Origin of the sequence: Nitratireductor thuwali, from assembly GCF_036621415.1 — a bacterium.
Classification (GTDB): domain Bacteria; phylum Pseudomonadota; class Alphaproteobacteria; order Rhizobiales; family Rhizobiaceae; genus Chelativorans; species Chelativorans thuwali.
On the sequence record NZ_CP030941.1, the window covers coordinates 2,403,411 to 2,421,581 of the forward strand.

An 18,171-nucleotide genomic window follows, 5' to 3' on the forward strand; every position below is an offset into this window, starting at 1 on the left:
ACACGTCAGGGAAGTTTCATGTACCGTTACGACGAATTCGACCATGACTTTGTGAAGGCCCGCGTCGCCCAGTTCCGCGACCAGGTGGAGCGGCGGCTGTCGGGCGAGTTGACGGAGGACCAGTTCAAGCCCCTGCGGCTGATGAACGGCGTCTATCTTCAGCTTCACGCCTATATGCTGCGCATCGCCATTCCCTACGGCACGCTGTCGCCGCGCCAGATGCGGATGCTCGCCCATATCGCCCGCACCTACGACAAGGGCTACGGTCATTTCACGACGCGCCAGAACATCCAGTTCAACTGGCCGGCGCTGTCGGATATTCCGCAGATCCTGGAGGATCTGGCGTCGGTCGAGATGCACGCCATCCAGACTTCTGGCAACTGCATCCGCAATGTCACCGCCGACCATTTCGCCGGCGCAGCCGCCGACGAGGTTGCCGACCCGCGCCCCTATGCCGAGATCCTGCGCCAGTGGTCGTCGGTCCATCCCGAATTCTCCTACCTGCCGCGCAAGTTCAAGATCGCCGTCACGGGCGCCGAGCGCGACCGCGCGGCGGTGCAGGTGCACGACATCGGCCTCCACCTGAAGAAGAACGAGAAGGGCGAGCTGGGCTTTTCCGTCTATGTCGGCGGCGGCCTTGGCCGCACGCCCATGGTCGGCAAGAAGATCCGCGACTTCCTGCCCGAAGAGGATCTCCTGTCCTACACGACCGCCATCCTGCGCGTGTATAATCTTCATGGCCGCCGCGACAACAAGTACAAGGCGCGCATCAAGATCCTCGTTCACGAAACCGGCACCGAAGAGCTCAAGGCGCAGGTCGAGAAGGAGTTCGAGGCGCTGCGGAATGGCGAGCTCAAGCTGCCGGATGCCGACATCGCGGCGATCCAGGCCTATTTCGCGCCGCCGGCGCTGGCGACCCGGCCCGAGGGCGATGCCCTGCTCGCCGAGGCGGCCGCGCGTGATGCGGGCTTTGCCGACTGGCTGCGCCGCAACCTTCACACCCACAGGAACGCCGATTACGCCGCTCTCACCATCTCGCTGAAGGGCATCGGCGAAATCCCGGGCGATGCTTCCGCCGATCAGATGGATGCGGTGGCCGAGCTTGCCGAACGCTACGGCAACGACGAAATCCGCGTTACCCATGAACAGAACCTGGTCCTGCCCCATGTGGCGCGCGCCGATCTGAAGGCGGTGTTCGACCGTCTCGTAGAGATCGGCCTGGCCACCGCCAATGCCGGGCTGGTCACCGACATCATCGCCTGCCCGGGGCTCGATTTCTGCGCGCTCGCCAATGCCCGCTCGATCCCCGTCGCCCAGCAGATCTCGACCCGCTTCGGCGATCAGAAGCGGCAGGAGGAAATCGGCGATCTCAAGATCAAGATTTCCGGCTGCATCAATGCCTGCGGACACCACCATGTCGGCCATATCGGCATCCTGGGCGTCGAGAAGAAGGGGGCCGAGCTCTATCAGATCACGCTTGGCGGCTCCGGCGACGAGCGCACGTCGATCGGCGAGATCATCGGCCGCGGCTTCGGCCCGGACGAGATCGTCGACGCCGTCGAAACCCTCGTCGAAACCTATCTCGGCCACCGGCAGGGGCGGGAGGAAACCTTCCTCGACGCCTATCGCCGGCTTGGCCCCGCACCATTCAAGGAGGCGCTCTATGGCCGTGAAGCCAAAGCTGCCTGATCTGGAACAGACAGCAATAGACGAAGCGGCGGCCCTCGAGGCCCGGTTCGGCCATCTCGAGGCCGAGGCCATCGTCGAGATCGCCATCAAGCGCTTCCGCGACGAGGGCGGCATCGCAACCGTGTCGTCCTTCGGGGCCGATTCGGCGGTGCTGCTCCACATGCTCGCCAAGGCCGACAAGACGCTGCCGGTACTCTTTCTGGATACCGGCCAGCATTTCGGCGAAACGCTCGAATATCGCGACCAGCTCGCCGCCGACCTGGGCCTTGAAAACCTCGTCGTCGTCGATCCGGACGCCGCCATGCTGGCCGCCCATGATCCGGACGACCTCTTGCACAAGACGGATACCGACCTGTGCTGCGAAATCCGCAAGGTCGAGCCGATGGCCCGCGCCGTGGAACCTTATGCCGCATGGTTCACCGGCCGCAAGCGCCACCAGGCCGCCACGCGCGCGCAAATGCCGGTCTTCGAGGCCGTGGGCCCGCGCATCCGGATCAACCCGCTGGCCCGCTGGACCACCAGGGACCAGGCCGACTACATGCGCGGCCACGGACTGCGCGAGAACCCGCTCGTTGCCTATGGCTATTTGTCGATCGGCTGCTTCCCCTGCACAGAGCCGGTGAAGCCCGGCGAGGATGCACGCAGCGGACGCTGGGCCGGACAGGCCAAGACGGAATGCGGCATCCACTTGCCGGGGCTCGACAACGCGCTGACTTCGGCGGCTTGAGGATGGGCGATATGAACGACACGACCGGAACGATAGAGCCTCGCCTGTGGAGCGAGCAGGGTTTCCTCGACAATCGCTGGCGGCGCGCGGAGAGCGCGGAAGAGCTTGATTCCGAGGGAAATTTCATCGTGCCGCTGGAGGTGTTCGCGGCGCTGGACGAGGCGGCCCGCTCGGCGCTCAAGCCGCGTCTGGGCGTCGAGCTGCAGCCCGGAGACGACGTGGAGGCGCTGGCGCCGCACCTCGACGGGCTGCCCCTGGTGGCCTTGGCGTTCCCCGCCTATACGGACGGCCGCTCCTATTCCAAGGCGCAGCTTCTGCGTTCGCGCTACGCCTATGAGGGCGAAGTCCGCGCCACCGGCGACGTGCTGTTCGACCAGGTTGCGCACATGCTGCGCGTTGGTTTCAGCACGCTGGAAGTGAAGAATGCCCCCACGCTCGCACGGCTCGAAGCGGGCCAGCGGGGCGGCATCGGCCTTCATTACCAGCCTGCTGCGCGCGCCGCCTCTTCCGGCGCTTATTCCTGGCGGCGGCAGGCGGCTGGCTGACCAGAACCCTCCACAAATATGCGCTGCGCACTATATTTGTCCTGAAGGGGTGCATCTGGCGCGAATGCTGCTATAGTCCGCGCCTTCCCCGAGTCGTCCCTGGTGGCGGCTTTTGCGGCCGCTCGCGTGCCCTCTTTTGCATGGAGCAGGGCCGGACCCGATGAATTGCATGGTCCCGGAACCTCCGAACGGTGTCCTCCGAAGGACCGTGCTCGAACAGACGAAGGGCTCTGCCGGCCGCTTGTGGCAGGTGCCCCTAACGCCGATAGAAAGAAGGAAGAACATTGCAGGTAGTTGTTCGCGACAACAATGTCGACCAGGCTCTCAAGGTGCTGAAGAAAAAGATGCAGCGCGAGGGCGTTTTCCGTGAGATGAAAGCCCGGCGCTCCTACGAGAAGCCGTCAGAAAAACGCGCCCGGCAGCATGCGGAAGCCATCCGCCGCTCGCGCAAGCTGGCGCGCAAGCAGGCGCAGCGCGAAGGCCTTCTGCCGAAGAAGAAGCGCGCCGCCTGATTTTCCATCCGTGTCGCCGAGATTGAAGCGCCGGGCAGGTCGCCCGGCCGGCGCGTCTATGGCGGCCATTCGGCGTTCGCACATGCGCAAACGCGAAGTGCAAGGCGCCGCGCGTCCGAAAGAACGCGCGGCGCCGATTTGAGAAATTCCAGGAAATTGAAGCCGGTTTCCGTCTGGTATTGGCGTAAGATCAAATGGTTGGGTCAGTTCGGCGCTTCTTGGAAACGACGAACTGATCTAGCCTCGCCATGCGCGGTTTACCCTTGCGTTCTCCGCCTCTTGCAGTTCACTCAAAAGCTCAAGCAATTCTTCCGGCAGCTCCCGTTCCAGCTCGAAGCCCGGCAGGCGGCGGAGAAACCGAGTATTGTCCGCGTGACGAAATTGCCGGCTGAGTTCATCAGCCGTCGATCCGTCCTTTTGCCGCATCGGTTTTCTTCGCGCTCCTCTGTTTCACTCATGGGATTAATCGGCGCAACGGCATAACGTTCCACAAAAGCCCGTAAGCCGTTCTTTATGGTAAAGTTTTCGTAAAATTTAAACTTCTCGACGGCGGTGGTGCAACCGGTTGAGGGGGCTAACTCCTCACCGGCCAGGTATCCGCGAGACGATAGCCCTGCGGCCACGGATCCTCGGGGTCGAGCATGTGCTGGCAGGTCCCGGTAACCCAGGCCCGCCCCGTGATTTCAGGGATGATCGCCCGCTTCCCGCCAACGCTCGTCTCCCGGGCGATGCGGCAGTCGAACCGGGATCCGAGGATCGACAATCCTGAAAACCGCTGCCCGGCCGAAAGCGCGCCGCGTGCATGCAGCACGGCCATACGGGCCGAGCAGCCGGTACCGGTCGGCGAGCGGTCCAGCTTCGCGGGCTGGATCACCACCGTGTTGCGCCCGGTGACAACGCCGTTCTCCTCGGTGACTGGCATTGTCATTTGGCAGAAGGAGATATGATCCCAAGCGGGATTTTCGGGATGGGTGAAGCCCAGTTGCTCGTTGGCCGCGCGGGTGATCCTCGCTCCCGTCTCGGCGAGTTCCCGCGCCTCATCGGGCGCCAGTGCAAAGCCGAGCGCCTGCGCATCGGCAATCACGAAGCTGTCGCCGCCATAGGCGGTATCCACCACCAGCGTGCCCAGCCCTTCCACTTCCAGCAAGGCGCCCAGCCTGTCCGCGAAGGAAGGGACGTTGGTGACGGTGATGCGCTCTGCCTTGCCGTTCCTGCAGGCAGCCGTGATCTCAACGAGCCCGCCGGGCGCCTCCAGTGTCAGCCGCGTTTCCGGCTCGCGCATCGGCAAAATGCCGCTGTCGAGCAGCACGGTCGCAACGCAGATTGCGTTGGAGCCGGACATGGGCGGCGTGTCCTCCGGTTCCATGATGATGAAACCCATGTCCGCCCGCGGGTCCTTCGGCGGCACCAGCAGGTTCACGTGGCGGAAGACGCCGCCGCGCGGCTCGTTTAGAACGAAGTTCCGCAACGCACCGTCACGCGCGATGAAATCGCGCTGCTCCCAGAGCGTGTCGCCCGGTGGCGGAACCACGCCGCCGACGATCACATCGCCCACCTCGCCTTCGGCGTGGCAGGAAACGATGTGAATGATCTTCGATGAACGCATCCGATTGCCAGAAATTCACCCGAACGAAAGCACCGGTGCGCCGAGCACGTTGAAATCCGGTTCGATCCCGAGCCCCGGCCCCGTGGGCGCCTTCATGGCGCCGTTCGCCCGTTTCGGCGCGTTTCTCGCAATCGTCTTCGTTCCATAGGAGTTGAAATCGGTCGCCGAGAACACGAATTCCTCCGGCGTCGACTGGGCCAGATGGGCGATGGTCGCCGTCACGATGTCGCCGCCCCAGGTGTCTTCTATGGTCATGGGGATGCCGTGGGCCACGCACAGGTCGCGCATCGTCCGGGCCTTCGAAAGCCCGCCCACCTTGGAAATCTTGAGGTTGATCACGTCCATGGCGTCATCTGCCAGTCCGCGCACCAGCACGTCGAGACCCGTGATGTTCTCGTCCATCACGAAGGGCTTGGCCGTCCGCCGCCGGATGGACAGGCATTCCTCGTAAGTGGGGCAGGGCTGCTCGATATAGACGTCGAGATCGGCCACCGCGTCGACCACCCGCGCGGCCTCGTGCCGCGTCCAGCCTGTATTCGCATCGGCCACCAATATGTCGCCGGCGTCGAGAATGCCCCGGCAGGCGCGGATGCGCGCGATGTCGTCGTCCGCGGCGCCGCCCACCTTGAGCTGAAACTTGGTATATCCCTCGGCCTTGTAGCCGCCGATCCTGGCCGCCATCGTCTCCGGGTCATCCTGGGAGATTGCCCGGTAGAGCTTTACCTCCTGCTGCGCAACACCGCCCAGAAGCTGCACCAGCGGCATGCCGGCCGCCTTTCCAAGCAGGTCCCAGCAGGCGATGTCGAGCGGCGCCTTTACGTAAGGGTGCCCGTTCAGGGCGGCGTCCATGGCCCGGTTGACGAGGCCCAGATTGGTGGGGTCGAGGCCGATCAGCCTTGGCGCCACTTCCTCCAGCCCCGCGCGCACGCCGCGCGCATAGGACGGCAGATAGGTCGAACCGAGCGGGCAGCACTCGGCATAGCCCGTCAGCCCCGAATCGGTCTCGATGGCGACCACTGTTGCGTCGAACACCTCGACATAATTGCCGTTCGACCAGGAATAGCGGCCTTCCTTCAGCGGCAGGTCGACCTGAAAGGCCTTGATGGCGGTAATTTTCAAAGCGGAAGGCTCCCTTTCGGATGCTGTTGCTCGACAATGTACCAGCGCAATCGCCGGCGCAATCGCTGGTCCGTTCGATTGCCCACCGTCGCCATCGCACCGGCGCGTAAGCCCCGGCCACCCGTTGCGTCAACTTTAAATTAATTACGCTTGTAATGTCTCTGTTAACCGTAATTTGACGTTTACAAGGCGAATGTCTGTCCCGAGCTAGGGTAATTTTCGGGGTATCGAGGGGCGGACGAATGAACAAATCCCGCATCGTCATTTTGGGCGTTGCCGTCGTCGCGGCGGTCGGGGCGGGCTATATGGCCAAGAACCTGGCTTCCAGGCCCGCCGATAATGTCATTGTCGAAACCGGGCCGCAGGAACCGCAGGTCGAACTCAAGGAAGTCCTGGTCGTCGGCCAGGACGTGCCGATGGGCTCCACGCTCGGCAGTGCGGTGCGCTGGCAAGCATGGCCCGCCGACACCATCAACGAGACCTACATCACCCGAGACAGCCATCCCGATGCGGTCGAAGACCTGAAGAACTCCGTCGCCCGCCTGACGCTCTATTCGGGAGAGCCGCTGCGCCACGCCAAGCTGATCGGCGAAGGCCAGAGCTTCATGTCGGCCATCCTGCCGCCCGGCAAGCGCGCCGTGGCGACGCAGATCGCCGCCGACACATCGGCCGGCGGGTTCATACTGCCCAATGACTATGTCGACGTCATCATGACCCGCCGTTCCGAGAATGCCGCCACGCCCGACGGCTTCGTGACCGAAACGATCCTGAGAAACATCCGCGTCCTGGCCATCGACCAGACGATCCAGGAGGACGAGGACGGCCGCCGCGTCAAGGTCGGCGAGACCGCGACCCTGGAACTGACGCCCGAGCAGGCGGAAGTCATCACGGTGGCGCAGCAGATGGCCGACCGGCTGACGCTCGCGCTGCGCTCGCTGGCCGATGCCAACGAACAGCCGGACAATGACGGCCTCTATCTCGTGACGGGAACCGGCCGCGGCAACAGCGTGCGCCTGATCAGGTCAGGCGAAGTGTCCGAAGTGGGGACCCGGAAATGATGATGGATCAAAACACGCCGGAACGCATCCATTGGCGCAAGGCAAAAAAACTGGCCAGGCGCCTGTGCGCTGGGGCTATGCTTGCAGTGGCCGCCACCGGCCTGCTCGGTTCCCTGGCCCCCTCTCCCGCCATGGCCGAACAGGGCGTGGTCAAGGCCTCAGCCAACCAGCGGGTGAAGCTCGGGCTTAACAAATCGCTCGTCGTCGACCTGCCGCGCGACGCCTACGACATCCTGGTCGCCAACCCGTCGGTCGCCGACGCGGTCACCCGCACGGCGCGCCGCATCTATCTGTTCGGCAAGCAGGTTGGCGAGACCAACATCTTCGTCTTCGGGCCGAATGGCGAGCAGATCGCGAGCCTTGATATCGCCGTCGAGCGCGACGTCGCCGGCCTTGAGGAATATCTGGAGCGCTACATTCCCAATTCCGACATCAATGTCGAACTGCTGAACGACAACGTGGTCCTCACCGGCACGGTCGAGACCCCGCTGGACGCCTCCCGCGCCGCGCAACTCGCGCAGATCTTCGTCAGCGGCGGCGAAGCGACCACCGGCCAATATTCCCAGACCGCCGCCGCGCCCAGCGATGGCGGCGGCGTCGCCATCGACAATCCGGACTCCGAACGCCGCACCAGTCAAATCGTGAACATGCTGCAGATCATCGGCGAGGATCAGGTGACGCTGAAGGTTACCGTCGCCGAGGTGAGCCGGACGGTGATGAAGCAGCTGGGGGTCGACATGCTCGCGAACGGCAGCGTCGATGGGATTCGCTGGAGCGCGTTTAGCGATACGCCGCTTGGCCTCGGCAATGGCCTGTCCAACGCGGGTGCTGTGTTGGGAGGCGGCGGTTCGTTGATCACCTCCTACATTCATGCCATGGAACAGGCTGGGGTCATGAAGACCCTTGCCGAACCAGCGCTTACGGCTGTTTCCGGCGAGAAGGCGACATTCCGGGTCGGCGGCGAGTTCAACATCCTGGATGGCCGCGACATCGACAGTGAAACAGGTCAGGTCACCGACGAACATCGCAAGATCGAATACGGTATCGGCCTTGAATTTCAGCCCACGGTGCTGTCAGCGGGCCGTATTTCCTTGAAAGTTCGCACACAAGTCTCCGAGCCCACCTCCCAGGGTAACGTTTCATTGGCAGGAGGCTTCACAAACGGCGGACACGTCAAAGGCGGGAGCATCATTTCCATTCGCAAGCGTCTTGCCGATACGACAGTGGAACTGCCCTCCGGTGGTTCCATGATGATTGCCGGCCTCGTGCAGGACGATGTGCGTCAGGTGATCAACGGTCTTCCCGGCCTTGCCAAGATTCCCGTTCTCGGCACGCTCTTCCGCAGCCGCGATTTCGTCCGCAACGAGACCGAGCTCATCATCATCATCACGCCTTATCTCTCGCGTCCCACCCAGCGCACGGCGCTCGCCCGTCCGGACGACAATTTCAACGCCGCCAGCGATGGCGCCGGCATGTTCCTGGGCCGCGTGAACCGCGTCTACGGGACCATGAAGACCAATCTGCCGAAGGGCCGCTACCACGGCGTCGTCGGCTACATCTACAAGTGATCGGGGACCGCTTGCCATGTTCGATACGAAGATGAAGAAGGCCGCGCTGCCGCTGGCTGTCATAGCCGCGGTGGCGCTGGTTTCCGGCTGCAGCTGGGCCAAGCGGGACTCGGTGATCGTCGGCTCCGTGCCCGACGACTACCGCACGCGCCACCCGATCGTCATCGCAGAAGGGGAGGAAATCCTCGACTTGCCGGTCAGCAGCACCGCCTACCGCATGACGGGGCACCAGAAGGCGGCCATAGCCGGCTTCCTCGACAAATATGGCGACAGCGGCCAATCGCTGGTGACGATCCTGGTTCCCGCCGGCTCGCTCAACGAGGCCGCCGCGCTCAGCGTGTCGGGCGATTTCGCCGAGTATCTGCGTCGGGCCGGCGTTCCCGGCGAGCGCATCCAGGTCCTGTCATATCAGGCCGGCCCCGAGGAGACCGCTCCCATCAGGCTGTCCTATGGTCTGGTAAAGGCGCAGGTCGGCCCCTGCGGCCGCTGGCCGGACGACATGGCCCAGTCCTACGAGAACAGGAACTGGGAGAATTTCGGCTGCGCCTATCAGAACAATCTCGCCGCCCAGGTTTCCAATCCCAACGATTTCCTCGGCCCGCGCAAGATGACGCCGATCGACGCCGAAAACCGCGACGCGGCGATCACCGACTACAAGGATCGCGTCGTCGCCGAGGATTTCCGGAGGCGATCGGAAATCGAATACGACCAATGATCGAAGGTAACGGGAAATGACCGATCTGGCTTATGAAACCGATCACCTGGACCTGATGAGCACGCCGCAGGATAGCGGCCTGCATCAGCTTCGCCCGGTGCCGCGCATTTCCATCCAGGCCTTCTGCGAAACCGAAGCCGTCGCCAACCCGATCGAGCGGGCGGGGGAAGACCGGCGCATGGCCAAGACCCACCTCAAGGTCCATATGGGCGGGGTAGCCGGGGCGGTCGAGTTCTACCGTCAGGCTGCCACGCCCAATCTCATCATCCTTGAATCGCGGGCCGAGCCCAAGGAGCTTCTGGCTTCTCTGTCGCAGCTTGCCGAGGTCTGCGACCCGACGTCGAAGGTCGTCATCATCGGCCATTACAACGACGTCTGGCTCTACCGCGAGCTCATCCGCTCCGGCATCTCCGAATATGTCGTTGCGCCCATCTCCATGGCCGACATCGTCAGCGTGATCGCCACCATCTTCGTTGATCCGGATGCCGAGCCGGTCGGCCGGTCCATCGCCTTCATCGGCGCGAAGGGGGGCGTCGGCTCGTCGACCATCGCCCACAACATCGCCTGGTCCATGTCCTCGCTCTTCGAAAGCGAGGTCGTGGTGGCCGACCTCGATCTGCCCTTCGGCACCGCCAATATCAATTTCGATCAGGATCCGGCCCAGGGCATTGCCGAAGCCGTGTTCTCGCCCGAGCGCATCGACGAGGTCTATCTCGACCGCCTTCTGGCCCAGTGTGCGGAGCGCCTTTCGCTGCTGGCCGCGCCCTCGACGCTCGACCGCCCCTATGATTTCGACGCGGAAGCCTTTGCGCAGATCATCGACACGGCGCAGCGCTCGGCGCCGCTGGTCGTGCTGGACGTGCCGCATGTGTGGACAGGTTGGTCGAGGACGACCCTTGCCCGGGCCGACGACGTCGTCATCACCGCGACGCCGGAACTTGCCAACCTGCGCAACACCAAGAACCTCGTCGACATGCTGAAGAAGCTGCGCCCCAACGACGCGCCGCCGAAGCTGATCGTCAATCAGGCCGGCGTCCCCAAGCGCCCGGAAATCAGCGCCGAGGACTTCGCCGAGCCCCTCGGCATCACGCCGCTCGCCGTCATCCCGTTCGAGCCGCAGCTTTTCGGCAACGCCTCGAACAATGGCCGCATGCTGGGCGAGATGGACCAGAACAGTCCGGTCGTGGCGCAGATAAACGATCTGGCGCACATCCTCACGGGGCGGCGGGAGATCAGGCCGCAGAGGAAGTCCGCGCTTGCCGGCCTTCTCGGCCGCCTGAACCGCAAGACGTAACCGTAAATAGCGAGCGGTAGCAGCATGTTTGGCAAAAGAGGTTCCAGCTCCACGAACGGCGGCCCGTCGCGCCCGGCGGCGCCGGCCGACGGCGCCGGTCTGACCGAAACGCTCGAGCGGCCGGAGCCCAAGCCGCAGGCCGCTCCTCCTCCGCCGGCGGCCGCCGAACCGTCCAGACGCGCGCCCGAGCCGATGCAGCCTGCGTCTCCGGCGGCACAGGCGTCGGCGCCGCGCAATCCGCGCGAGCGCACCGAATCCTATTACGACACCAAGAGCCAGGTCTTCTCCGCGCTCATCGACACGATCGACCTGTCGCAGCTTTCCAAGCTGGAGCCCGACAGCGCTCGCGAGGAAATCCGCGACATCGTCAACGACATCATCGCGATCAAGAACTTCGCGATGTCGATTTCCGAGCAGGAGGAGTTGCTCGAGGACATCTGCAACGATGTGTTGGGCTACGGCCCGCTGGAGCCGCTTTTGGCCCGCGACGACATCGCCGACATCATGGTCAATGGCGCCCGCCAGGTGTTCATCGAGGTCAACGGCAAGGTCGAGCAGACGCCGATACGCTTCCGCGACAACCAGCAGCTCCTCAACATCTGCCAGCGCATCGTCAGCCAGGTCGGCCGCCGCGTCGACGAATCGAGCCCCATCTGCGACGCCCGCCTGCCGGACGGCTCGCGCGTCAACGTGATCGCGCCGCCCCTGTCCATCGACGGCGCCTCGCTCACCATCCGCAAGTTCAAGAAGGACAAGCTCACGCTCGATCAGCTCGTCCGTTACGGCGCGATTTCGCCCGAGGGCGCCCAGGTGCTCCAGATCATCGGCCGCGTGCGCTGCAATGTCGTCATCTCGGGCGGCACCGGCTCCGGCAAGACGACGCTGCTCAACTGCCTGACCAACTATATCGATCGCGACGAACGCATCATCACCTGCGAAGATTCGGCCGAGCTTCAGTTGCAACAGCCCCATGTGGTGCGGCTGGAAACCCGTCCGCCCAATCTGGAAGGCGAAGGCGAGGTGACCATGCGCGACCTCGTGAAGAACTGCCTGCGCATGCGCCCTGAACGCATCATCGTCGGCGAGGTGCGCGGCCCGGAAGTATTCGACCTTTTGCAGGCCATGAACACCGGTCACGACGGCTCCATGGGCACCATCCACGCCAACAGCCCGCGCGAGTGCCTCAATCGTATCGAATCCATGGTGGCGATGGGCGGCTTCACCCTGCCGCAGAAGACGGTGCGCGAGATCGTCGTCGGCTCGGTCGATGTCATCATCCAGGCCGCCCGCCTGCGCGACGGTTCCCGCCGCATCACCCACATCACCGAGGTCGTGGGCATGGAAGGCGACGTGATCATCACCCAGGATCTGGTGCTCTACGACATGAAGGGCGAGGACGCACAGGGCAGGATCATCGGCGAACATGTTTCCACCGGCGTCGGCCGCCCGGCCTTCTGGGACCGCGCCCGCTATTATGGCGAGGAAGCCCGCCTGGCGGCGGCGCTCGAAGCGATGGAAAAGAAGACCAATTGATGAGCGGGATGGGATGAATGTTCGGTCTTGAGCCGGCGGTGCTGGGTTTTATCGTGCTGGCGACGTGCAGCGCCGGGGCGCTCGCCTATGCCCTGCTTTTTACCACCATCGCAAACGAGCAGAAGGTCGAGCGGCGGCTTGAAACGGTCAAGCGCGCCGAGACGGACCGTGCCGCGGTCAAGGCCTCGCGCGACCGCGTGGCGGAAGTATCCAAGCGCCGCAAGACGATCCAGGACTCCCTCAAGGACATCGAGAACCGGCAAAAGGGCAGGGACCTTTATCTCAAGAAGCCGCCGCTGAAGATACAGATACGCCAGGCCGGCCTGAACGTCAGCATCGAACGCTTCTACGTCTATTCGGCCATTGCCGGCGTCCTGCTGGCGCTGCTGACGTTGATCGTGGGCGCGCCGCTTTTCGCCGTTCCCGGCGCGCTCCTGGTCGGCGGGCTGGGCCTGCCGCGCTGGGTCGTCGGTTTCCTGCGCGCGCGCCGCGTCAAGGCCTTCCTGAACGAGTTTCCGAACGCCCTCGACATCATCGTCCGCTCCGTCAGGTCGGGCCTGCCGCTCAACGATGCCGTGCGCATGATCGCCGCCGAGGCGCCGGAGCCGGTTCGCACGGAGTTCCGCCGGATCGTCGAAGGTCAGCAGCTCGGCATGTCGATGGCCGAATCCACCCTGCGCATGAGCGAGACCATGCCCTGTTCGGAGGCATCGTTCTTCGGCATCGTCATCCAGATCCAGAGCCAGGCCGGCGGCAACCTCTCCGAAGCCCTGGGCAACCTTTCCAAGGTGCTGCGCGACCGCAAGAAGATGAAGGCCAAGGTGGGCGCCCTGTCGATGGAAGCCAAGGCATCGGCGGCCGTGATCGGCTCGCTTCCCTTCATCGTCGCGTTCCTCGTCTACATCACCAGCCCGAGCTATATCGCGCCGCTCTTCACGACCGGCACCGGCCATCTCATCCTGGGCGTGGCGGGCCTGTGGATGAGCATGGGCATCTTCGTCATGCGCCAGATGATGAATTTCGAAGTCTGATGGGGAAGCAGTCATGACCGAAGGCATCGCACGCGCCCTTTTCGATCCGGCATTTCTTATCGCGTTGCTCGTGGCGGTGGCCGTCTTCGCCACCGTTTTCACCCTGCTTCCGGTATCGTCGGGCGACACGCTCAAGTCGCGCATGCGCTCGGTGGCGCTGGAGCGGGACGAACTGCGCGCCAAGCAGCGGGCCCGGCTCGCGGCCGAAAGCGACCGGAAGCGCCGGGGCCTGCGCGAGCAGGAAAGCGGCAGGATCCGCAGTATCGTGGACAGTCTGGACCTGAAGCGGGCACTGGCCGACGAGCAGACGGTCGCAAAGCTGCGCATGGCGGGCTTCCGTGGCCAGAACCCGCTGACCAAGCTGCTGTTCTTCCGGCTCGTTCTGCCGTTCGTGGGCTTCGGGCTGGCCGCCTTCTACATTTTCGCCCTTGGCGCGCTCGCCGACAAGCCGTTCTTCATGAAGGTATTCGTGTGCATCCTGGCGGCCTATGCCGGCTTCTATGCGCCGGTCATGTATGTCTCCAACCGCGCCAGCAAGCGCAAGCAGTCCATCCAGCGCGCCTGGCCGGACGCGCTCGACCTGCTGCTCATCTGCGTCGAATCCGGCATGTCCGTGGAGGCCGCCTTCCGCCGGGTGGCCGACGAGATCGGCAGCCAGTCCGTGGCGCTCGCCGAGGAGTTTGTGCTGACCAACGCCGAATTGTCGTTCCTGCAGGAGCGGCGCCAGGCCTATGAGAATCTGGCCGCGCGCACCGGCCTCGAAACGGTGAGAAGCGTTTCCCAGGCCCTGATCCAGGCCGAGCGGTACGGCACGCCGGTCAGCCACGCCCTGCGCGTGCTGGCCAATGAAAGCCGCGAGGAACGGATGACGGCGGCCGAAAAGAAGGCCGCCGCGCTGCCGCCCAAGCTGACTGTCCCGATGATCATCTTCTTCCTGCCGGTCCTGTTCGCCATAATCCTCGGCCCCGCCGGCATCACCCTGTCCGAAAAGGGCCTGTTCGGGAACTGATGCGATCGAGGCTCGCGCCAAGCTTCGTCATCAACTCTGAGGGGATAGCTCTGTCTCAGCCCGCGCGTGAGCGGCCGCGCTCCGTCAACAGCTCGGTTTTTGCCGAGTTCCGGTCCCGACCTTGAGGACGACACTAATGCGCCCGCCTCGTCATCCCAGACGGGGATGACGGAGGTAGGCGCCAGCTTCCTCAAAGTTGATGCCGGCAGGCCGATTCAGGCTGAACTCTTCCTGGCCCTATCCGGCCGCCGAACAGGAAGCGCAGTGGCCGCGGATTTCGACGGTCGTCTTCGACGGCTTGAAGCGGTGCCCGGCCGTCCATGCGCCGAGGCGCTCCTGCACCACATCGTCCGAGAATTCATCCACCTTCCCGCATTTTTCGCAGATGGCGAAAGCGATCATGTCATGCGCATGGCAGTCGGGGTGGGCGCAGGCGACGAAGGCGTTGATGCTCTCCAGCCGGTGGACGAGACCCATTTCCTGCAGCTTTTCCAGCGCGCGGTAGACCTGCAGCGGCGCGCGGAAGCCCTCGTCGCGCAGCCGGTCGAGGATCGTATAGGCGCTGAGCGGCCCCGCCGCGCTGTCGAGCGCGTGCATGACGAGGTTCTGGTTTCGGGTCAGTTGATGGCGCGTCGTCATCGGCGGGCCTCCATGCTTCGCGCTCGCCGCAGGGGCAGCCGCGCCAGGCTGAGCAGGAACAGGATGAAGGCCGCAACCACGATCGACGGCCCCGACGGCGTGTCGAAGTGGAGCGAGGTGGAAAGCCCTCCCACCACCGCCAGCATGCCGGCGAGCGAGGCGAACACCGCCATGGCCTCGGGCGTGGCCGAAAAGCGCCGGGCGGTGGCGGCCGGGATGATGAGCAGCGACGTGATGAGCAATATGCCCACCACCTTCATGGCGATCGCGATGACGGCGGCCATCAGCAGCATGAAGATGAAGCGCGCGCGCTCGGGCTTCAGGCCCTCGGCCTCGGCGATGTCGATATTGACGGTGGCCGCCATCAGCGGCCGCCAGAGATAAACCAGCAGCGCGAGAACCAGCGCGCCGCCGGCATAGATGATCGCGATGTCGGCCTTCGATACGGCGAGGATGTCGCCGAACAGGAAGCTCATCAGGTCGATGCGGATCCAGCTCATGAACGCCACCATCACCAGCCCCAGCGCCAGCGTCGAATGCGACAGGATGCCCAGCAGCGCATCCGTGGAAAGCCCGTCCCGGCGCTGCAGCATGAGAAGCACCACCGAGGCCCCGGCGGCCACGATGAAGACGCCCACCGTGAGGTTGATCTCGAACAGGAAGGCCAGCGCCACGCCCAGCAGCGCCGAATGCGCCATCGTGTCGCCGAAATAGGCCATCCGCCGCCACACGACGAAGCAGCCGAGCGGCCCGGCGACGATCGCCAGGCCGACGCCCGCCACGATGGCCCGGGTGAAGAAGTCGTCAAGCATCCGGCGCGGCCTTTTCGTTCGGAACGTCTTCGTGATCGTGATGGTGCTCGCAGGCATCGCCGACAGTGCCGTCGGCGCGGCGCACCCGGCCGCCGGAAAGATGCGTGTGGTCGTGATCATGATGATAGATCGCAAGCGTGTCATTGCCGCGCGCGCCGAACAGCGTCTGGTATTCCGCGCTCTGCGCCACGTTTTCCGGCGTGCCCCGGCAGCATACATGGCCGTTCAGGCAGATCACGGTATCGGTCTCCTTCATCACCACATGCAGATCGTGCGAGATCAGCAGAATGCCGCAGTTCGTCCGGTCGCGTATCTCGCGGATGAGGCGGTAAAGCGCCACTTCGCCGGTAAAATCCACGCCCTGCACGGGCTCGTCCAGCACCAGAAGGTCCGGTTCGCGCGCCAGCGCCCGGGCAAGCAGCGTCCGCTGGAACTCGCCGCCCGAAAGCGCCTGCACTTCCGCCCCCTTCAGATGGGAAACGCCCGCCGCCTCCAGCGCCGTGTCGATGCGCGCGCGGGGCAGCGGCCCCGTCAGCCGCATCAGCCGGTCCACGGTCAGCGGCAGCGTCCAGTCGAGGCTCATCTTCTGCGGCACATAGCCGACCTTCAGGCCGCGCGCGCGCTTCACGGTTCCCTCGTCGGGCTTGAGCACGCCGATGGCGGTCTTCGCCGTCGTGCTTTTGCCGGACCCGTTGGGGCCGATCAGCGTCACGATCTCGCCGCGCCGCACCGTCAGGTCGACACCCCGCACGAGCCATCTCCTTGCCCGATGGATGCCGGCATTGTGCATTTCCACCAGCACTTCGGCCGGGTTCTTTGACTGTAGCAACATTCTCCGAGAGCCTTCTTGTCAGGCCATATTGCACACGTTATAGAGTAACGCAATGCGGATGTAATGTCATAACGTTTAACCGCAAGGGCCGCCCTGCGCGGACTGAAACAGTCCCACTTGCCGAGAAAGAAAAGGTTCGACCGATGAAGCTTGCGCGTTCACTTCCCCTTGTCTCCGCCCTTTTGCTTTCGACCGCCGGCCTGCCGGCCCACGCCGCGGAAGGGGTCATTGCCTCGATCAAGCCCGTCCATTCCATCGTCTCCGCCATCATGCAGGGTGCCGGCGAGCCGGCGCTTCTGGTCAAGGGCGCCGCCTCTCCGCATTCCTATTCGATGCGACCGTCGGAAGCCGCATCGCTGGAATCGGCGAAGATCGTATTCTGGGTCGGCCCGGAGCTCGAGCAGTTCCTGGAAAAGCCGCTCGAGACGCTGGCGCAGGGCGCGCGCATCGTCGAATTGGCGCATGCGCCAGGTCTGAAGGAAATGGAGCTGCGTGAAGGGGGAGACTTCGAGGAGCACAGGCATGAGGCTGGAGAAGAAGGCCACGGCGATGAGGATCATGCCGCCCACGAGGGTCACCATGATCATGAGGCGGAGTCCGGCCACGAAGAGCATGCCGAAGCCGGTCGCGAGGACGAGCATCACGGCCACGATCATGGCGGGATCGACATGCATCTATGGCTCGATCCGGAAAACGCCCGCGCCATGGCAAACCGGATTGCCGGGGTTCTGGCCGAGGCCGACCCCGCCAACAGCGCGCTCTACCGCGCCAACCTCGCCGAGTTCGAAACGCGGCTCGATAACCTGATCGCCGAAACCGATGAGCGTCTCGCCGCCGTCAAGGGCCGGCCGTTCATCGTGTTCCACGACGCCTACCAGTATTACGAGAGCCGCTTCGGCATATCCGCCGCAGGCTCCATCACCGTCAGCCCCGAAAGCATTCCCGGCGCGCGCCGCGTCGGCGAGATCCGCGACAAGGTCGAAGAGCTCGGTGCCGTATGCGTTTTCTCGGAACCGCAGTTCGAGCCGAAGCTGGTCGAGGTGGTCACCGAAGGGACAGAGGCAACCGCCGGCGTCCTCGATCCGCTGGGCGCGTCGCTCGAGGACGGCCCGGATCTCTATTTTGAGCTGATCGACAACATGACCGCGTCGCTCGTGGATTGCCTGTCCGGCCAGACCTGACGGCCGCCGACGGCCAGATCAAGGGCGGCTTGCGGCCGGCTAGGAGCCGCCAGCCGCCCGTCTTGCCCGGTTCGTCAGCTTGACGAGGCCCATTCGTCGACTTCGCGCTCGGCCTCTTCCTGGGATTTGCCGTAAAGTTCCTGGATGCGGCCGGCCAGCGCTTTGCGGTTGCCTTTCACGACGTCGAGATCGTCGTTGGTCAGCTTGCCCCATTTCTGCTGGGCCTTGCCCTTGAATTGCTCCCAATTGCCCTCGATCTGGTTCCAGTTCATGTCGCATCTCCTGTTGGATCGCTGCCCCC

19 protein-coding genes are annotated in these 18,171 nt (G+C 64.3%); 12 read left to right on the forward strand and 7 right to left on the reverse strand.

The window, feature by feature from the left end:
* Nucleotides 1-18 precede the first annotated feature (18 nt).
* The 4 genes from NTH_RS11710 to rpsU all read left to right on the forward strand — a co-directional run bounded on the left by NTH_RS11710 (nucleotide 19) and on the right by rpsU (nucleotide 3,473).
* Complete coding sequence (locus NTH_RS11710; protein WP_338530177.1) at nucleotides 19-1,689, forward strand: nitrite/sulfite reductase; 1,671 nt, start codon at nucleotides 19-21, stop codon at nucleotides 1,687-1,689.
* Nucleotides 1,664-2,416 (forward strand): phosphoadenylyl-sulfate reductase, encoded by a 753-nt coding sequence (locus NTH_RS11715; RefSeq protein ID WP_338530178.1) that lies wholly within the window; start codon nucleotides 1,664-1,666, stop codon nucleotides 2,414-2,416. The genes NTH_RS11710 and NTH_RS11715 overlap by 26 nt, the downstream gene beginning before the upstream one ends.
* Before the next feature lie 11 nt (nucleotides 2,417-2,427).
* The gene (locus tag NTH_RS11720; protein ID WP_338530179.1) at nucleotides 2,428-2,961 is read left to right on the forward strand and encodes a DUF934 domain-containing protein; all 534 of its coding nucleotides are present in this window, start codon (nucleotides 2,428-2,430) and stop codon (nucleotides 2,959-2,961) included.
* Nucleotides 2,962-3,245: 284 nt separating this feature from the next.
* The gene (gene rpsU / locus NTH_RS11725; RefSeq protein WP_265515989.1) at nucleotides 3,246-3,473 is read left to right on the forward strand and encodes a 30S ribosomal protein S21; all 228 of its coding nucleotides are present in this window, start codon (nucleotides 3,246-3,248) and stop codon (nucleotides 3,471-3,473) included.
* A gap of 237 nt (nucleotides 3,474-3,710) precedes the next feature.
* On the opposite strand, the gene NTH_RS11730 is transcribed toward rpsU, so the two are convergent.
* The 3 genes from NTH_RS11730 to NTH_RS11740 all read right to left on the reverse strand — a co-directional run bounded on the left by NTH_RS11730 (nucleotide 3,711) and on the right by NTH_RS11740 (nucleotide 6,198).
* Nucleotides 3,711-3,899: a hypothetical protein gene (locus NTH_RS11730; protein ID WP_338530180.1), complete on the reverse strand. Its 189-nt coding sequence runs from the start codon at nucleotides 3,897-3,899 to the stop codon at nucleotides 3,711-3,713.
* Nucleotides 3,900-4,047: 148 nt separating this feature from the next.
* Nucleotides 4,048-5,079, reverse strand: coding sequence for a trans-3-hydroxy-L-proline dehydratase (locus tag NTH_RS11735; RefSeq protein WP_338530181.1), 1,032 nt, complete (start codon nucleotides 5,077-5,079; stop codon nucleotides 4,048-4,050).
* Between the two features lie 15 nt (nucleotides 5,080-5,094).
* Complete coding sequence (locus tag NTH_RS11740) at nucleotides 5,095-6,198, reverse strand: cis-3-hydroxy-L-proline dehydratase (protein WP_338530182.1); 1,104 nt, start codon at nucleotides 6,196-6,198, stop codon at nucleotides 5,095-5,097.
* A gap of 242 nt (nucleotides 6,199-6,440) precedes the next feature.
* Here NTH_RS11740 and cpaB point away from each other — a divergent pair, with 242 nt between their 5' ends.
* From cpaB to NTH_RS11775, 7 genes are all read left to right on the forward strand, one after another.
* Nucleotides 6,441-7,256, forward strand: coding sequence for a Flp pilus assembly protein CpaB (cpaB, locus tag NTH_RS11745; RefSeq protein WP_338530183.1), 816 nt, complete (start codon nucleotides 6,441-6,443; stop codon nucleotides 7,254-7,256).
* 77 nt (nucleotides 7,257-7,333) lie between these two features.
* On the forward strand, nucleotides 7,334-8,824 hold the full coding sequence (locus NTH_RS11750) for a type II and III secretion system protein family protein (RefSeq protein WP_422392437.1): 1,491 nt from the start codon (nucleotides 7,334-7,336) through the stop codon (nucleotides 8,822-8,824).
* A 16-nt stretch (nucleotides 8,825-8,840) separates the two neighbouring features.
* The gene (locus tag NTH_RS11755) at nucleotides 8,841-9,539 is read left to right on the forward strand and encodes a CpaD family pilus assembly protein (RefSeq protein WP_338530184.1); all 699 of its coding nucleotides are present in this window, start codon (nucleotides 8,841-8,843) and stop codon (nucleotides 9,537-9,539) included.
* Between the two features lie 16 nt (nucleotides 9,540-9,555).
* Nucleotides 9,556-10,833 carry an AAA family ATPase gene (locus tag NTH_RS11760; protein WP_338530185.1) on the forward strand — a complete coding sequence of 426 codons (1,278 nt, stop codon included), beginning with the start codon at nucleotides 9,556-9,558 and terminating at the stop codon, nucleotides 10,831-10,833.
* 24 nt (nucleotides 10,834-10,857) lie between these two features.
* A complete protein-coding gene (locus NTH_RS11765) occupies nucleotides 10,858-12,366 on the forward strand; it encodes a CpaF family protein (protein ID WP_338530186.1) in 1,509 nt (502 codons plus the stop codon).
* Between the two features lie 17 nt (nucleotides 12,367-12,383).
* Nucleotides 12,384-13,397, forward strand: coding sequence for a type II secretion system F family protein (locus NTH_RS11770; protein WP_338530187.1), 1,014 nt, complete (start codon nucleotides 12,384-12,386; stop codon nucleotides 13,395-13,397).
* A 13-nt stretch (nucleotides 13,398-13,410) separates the two neighbouring features.
* The gene (locus tag NTH_RS11775) at nucleotides 13,411-14,406 is read left to right on the forward strand and encodes a type II secretion system F family protein (RefSeq protein ID WP_338530188.1); all 996 of its coding nucleotides are present in this window, start codon (nucleotides 13,411-13,413) and stop codon (nucleotides 14,404-14,406) included.
* A 237-nt stretch (nucleotides 14,407-14,643) separates the two neighbouring features.
* Here NTH_RS11775 and NTH_RS11780 read toward each other — a convergent pair whose 3' ends face one another.
* From NTH_RS11780 to NTH_RS11790, 3 genes are read right to left on the reverse strand one after another with little or no spacing between them, the layout of a single operon-like run.
* On the reverse strand, nucleotides 14,644-15,045 hold the full coding sequence (locus NTH_RS11780; RefSeq protein ID WP_338530189.1) for a Fur family transcriptional regulator: 402 nt from the start codon (nucleotides 15,043-15,045) through the stop codon (nucleotides 14,644-14,646).
* Complete coding sequence (gene znuB, locus NTH_RS11785; RefSeq protein WP_338530190.1) at nucleotides 15,042-15,857, reverse strand: zinc ABC transporter permease subunit ZnuB; 816 nt, start codon at nucleotides 15,855-15,857, stop codon at nucleotides 15,042-15,044. The genes NTH_RS11780 and znuB overlap by 4 nt, the downstream gene beginning before the upstream one ends.
* Nucleotides 15,850-16,689, reverse strand: coding sequence for a metal ABC transporter ATP-binding protein (locus NTH_RS11790; protein ID WP_338530191.1), 840 nt, complete (start codon nucleotides 16,687-16,689; stop codon nucleotides 15,850-15,852). The genes znuB and NTH_RS11790 overlap by 8 nt, the downstream gene beginning before the upstream one ends.
* A gap of 143 nt (nucleotides 16,690-16,832) precedes the next feature.
* Between NTH_RS11790 and znuA the strand changes: the two genes are divergently transcribed.
* Complete coding sequence (znuA, locus tag NTH_RS11795) at nucleotides 16,833-17,870, forward strand: zinc ABC transporter substrate-binding protein ZnuA (protein WP_338530192.1); 1,038 nt, start codon at nucleotides 16,833-16,835, stop codon at nucleotides 17,868-17,870.
* Between the two features lie 74 nt (nucleotides 17,871-17,944).
* Here znuA and NTH_RS11800 read toward each other — a convergent pair whose 3' ends face one another.
* The gene (locus NTH_RS11800) at nucleotides 17,945-18,142 is read right to left on the reverse strand and encodes a CsbD family protein (protein ID WP_338530193.1); all 198 of its coding nucleotides are present in this window, start codon (nucleotides 18,140-18,142) and stop codon (nucleotides 17,945-17,947) included.
* Nucleotides 18,143-18,171: the final 29 nt, after the last annotated feature.

Bases quoted from the DNA above. Each gene is read 5' to 3' on its own strand.
- NTH_RS11710 (WP_338530177.1), top strand. From the start codon at position 19: ATGTACCGTTACGACGAATTCGACCATGACTTTGTGAAGGCCCGCGTC.
- NTH_RS11715 (WP_338530178.1), top strand. From the start codon at position 1,664: ATGGCCGTGAAGCCAAAGCTGCCTGATCTGGAACAGACAGCAATAGAC.
- NTH_RS11720 (WP_338530179.1), top strand. From the start codon at position 2,428: ATGAACGACACGACCGGAACGATAGAGCCTCGCCTGTGGAGCGAGCAG.
- NTH_RS11730 (WP_338530180.1), bottom strand. From the start codon at position 3,899: ATGCGGCAAAAGGACGGATCGACGGCTGATGAACTCAGCCGGCAATTT.
- NTH_RS11735 (WP_338530181.1), bottom strand. From the start codon at position 5,079: ATGCGTTCATCGAAGATCATTCACATCGTTTCCTGCCACGCCGAAGGC.
- cpaB (WP_338530183.1), top strand. From the start codon at position 6,441: ATGAACAAATCCCGCATCGTCATTTTGGGCGTTGCCGTCGTCGCGGCG.
- NTH_RS11750 (WP_422392437.1), top strand. From the start codon at position 7,334: ATGCTTGCAGTGGCCGCCACCGGCCTGCTCGGTTCCCTGGCCCCCTCT.
- NTH_RS11755 (WP_338530184.1), top strand. From the start codon at position 8,841: ATGTTCGATACGAAGATGAAGAAGGCCGCGCTGCCGCTGGCTGTCATA.
- NTH_RS11760 (WP_338530185.1), top strand. From the start codon at position 9,556: ATGACCGATCTGGCTTATGAAACCGATCACCTGGACCTGATGAGCACG.
- NTH_RS11765 (WP_338530186.1), top strand. From the start codon at position 10,858: ATGTTTGGCAAAAGAGGTTCCAGCTCCACGAACGGCGGCCCGTCGCGC.
- NTH_RS11770 (WP_338530187.1), top strand. From the start codon at position 12,384: ATGTTCGGTCTTGAGCCGGCGGTGCTGGGTTTTATCGTGCTGGCGACG.
- NTH_RS11775 (WP_338530188.1), top strand. From the start codon at position 13,411: ATGACCGAAGGCATCGCACGCGCCCTTTTCGATCCGGCATTTCTTATC.
- NTH_RS11780 (WP_338530189.1), bottom strand. From the start codon at position 15,045: ATGACGACGCGCCATCAACTGACCCGAAACCAGAACCTCGTCATGCAC.
- znuB (WP_338530190.1), bottom strand. From the start codon at position 15,857: ATGCTTGACGACTTCTTCACCCGGGCCATCGTGGCGGGCGTCGGCCTG.
- NTH_RS11790 (WP_338530191.1), bottom strand. From the start codon at position 16,689: ATGTTGCTACAGTCAAAGAACCCGGCCGAAGTGCTGGTGGAAATGCAC.
- znuA (WP_338530192.1), top strand. From the start codon at position 16,833: ATGAAGCTTGCGCGTTCACTTCCCCTTGTCTCCGCCCTTTTGCTTTCG.
- NTH_RS11800 (WP_338530193.1), bottom strand. From the start codon at position 18,142: ATGAACTGGAACCAGATCGAGGGCAATTGGGAGCAATTCAAGGGCAAG.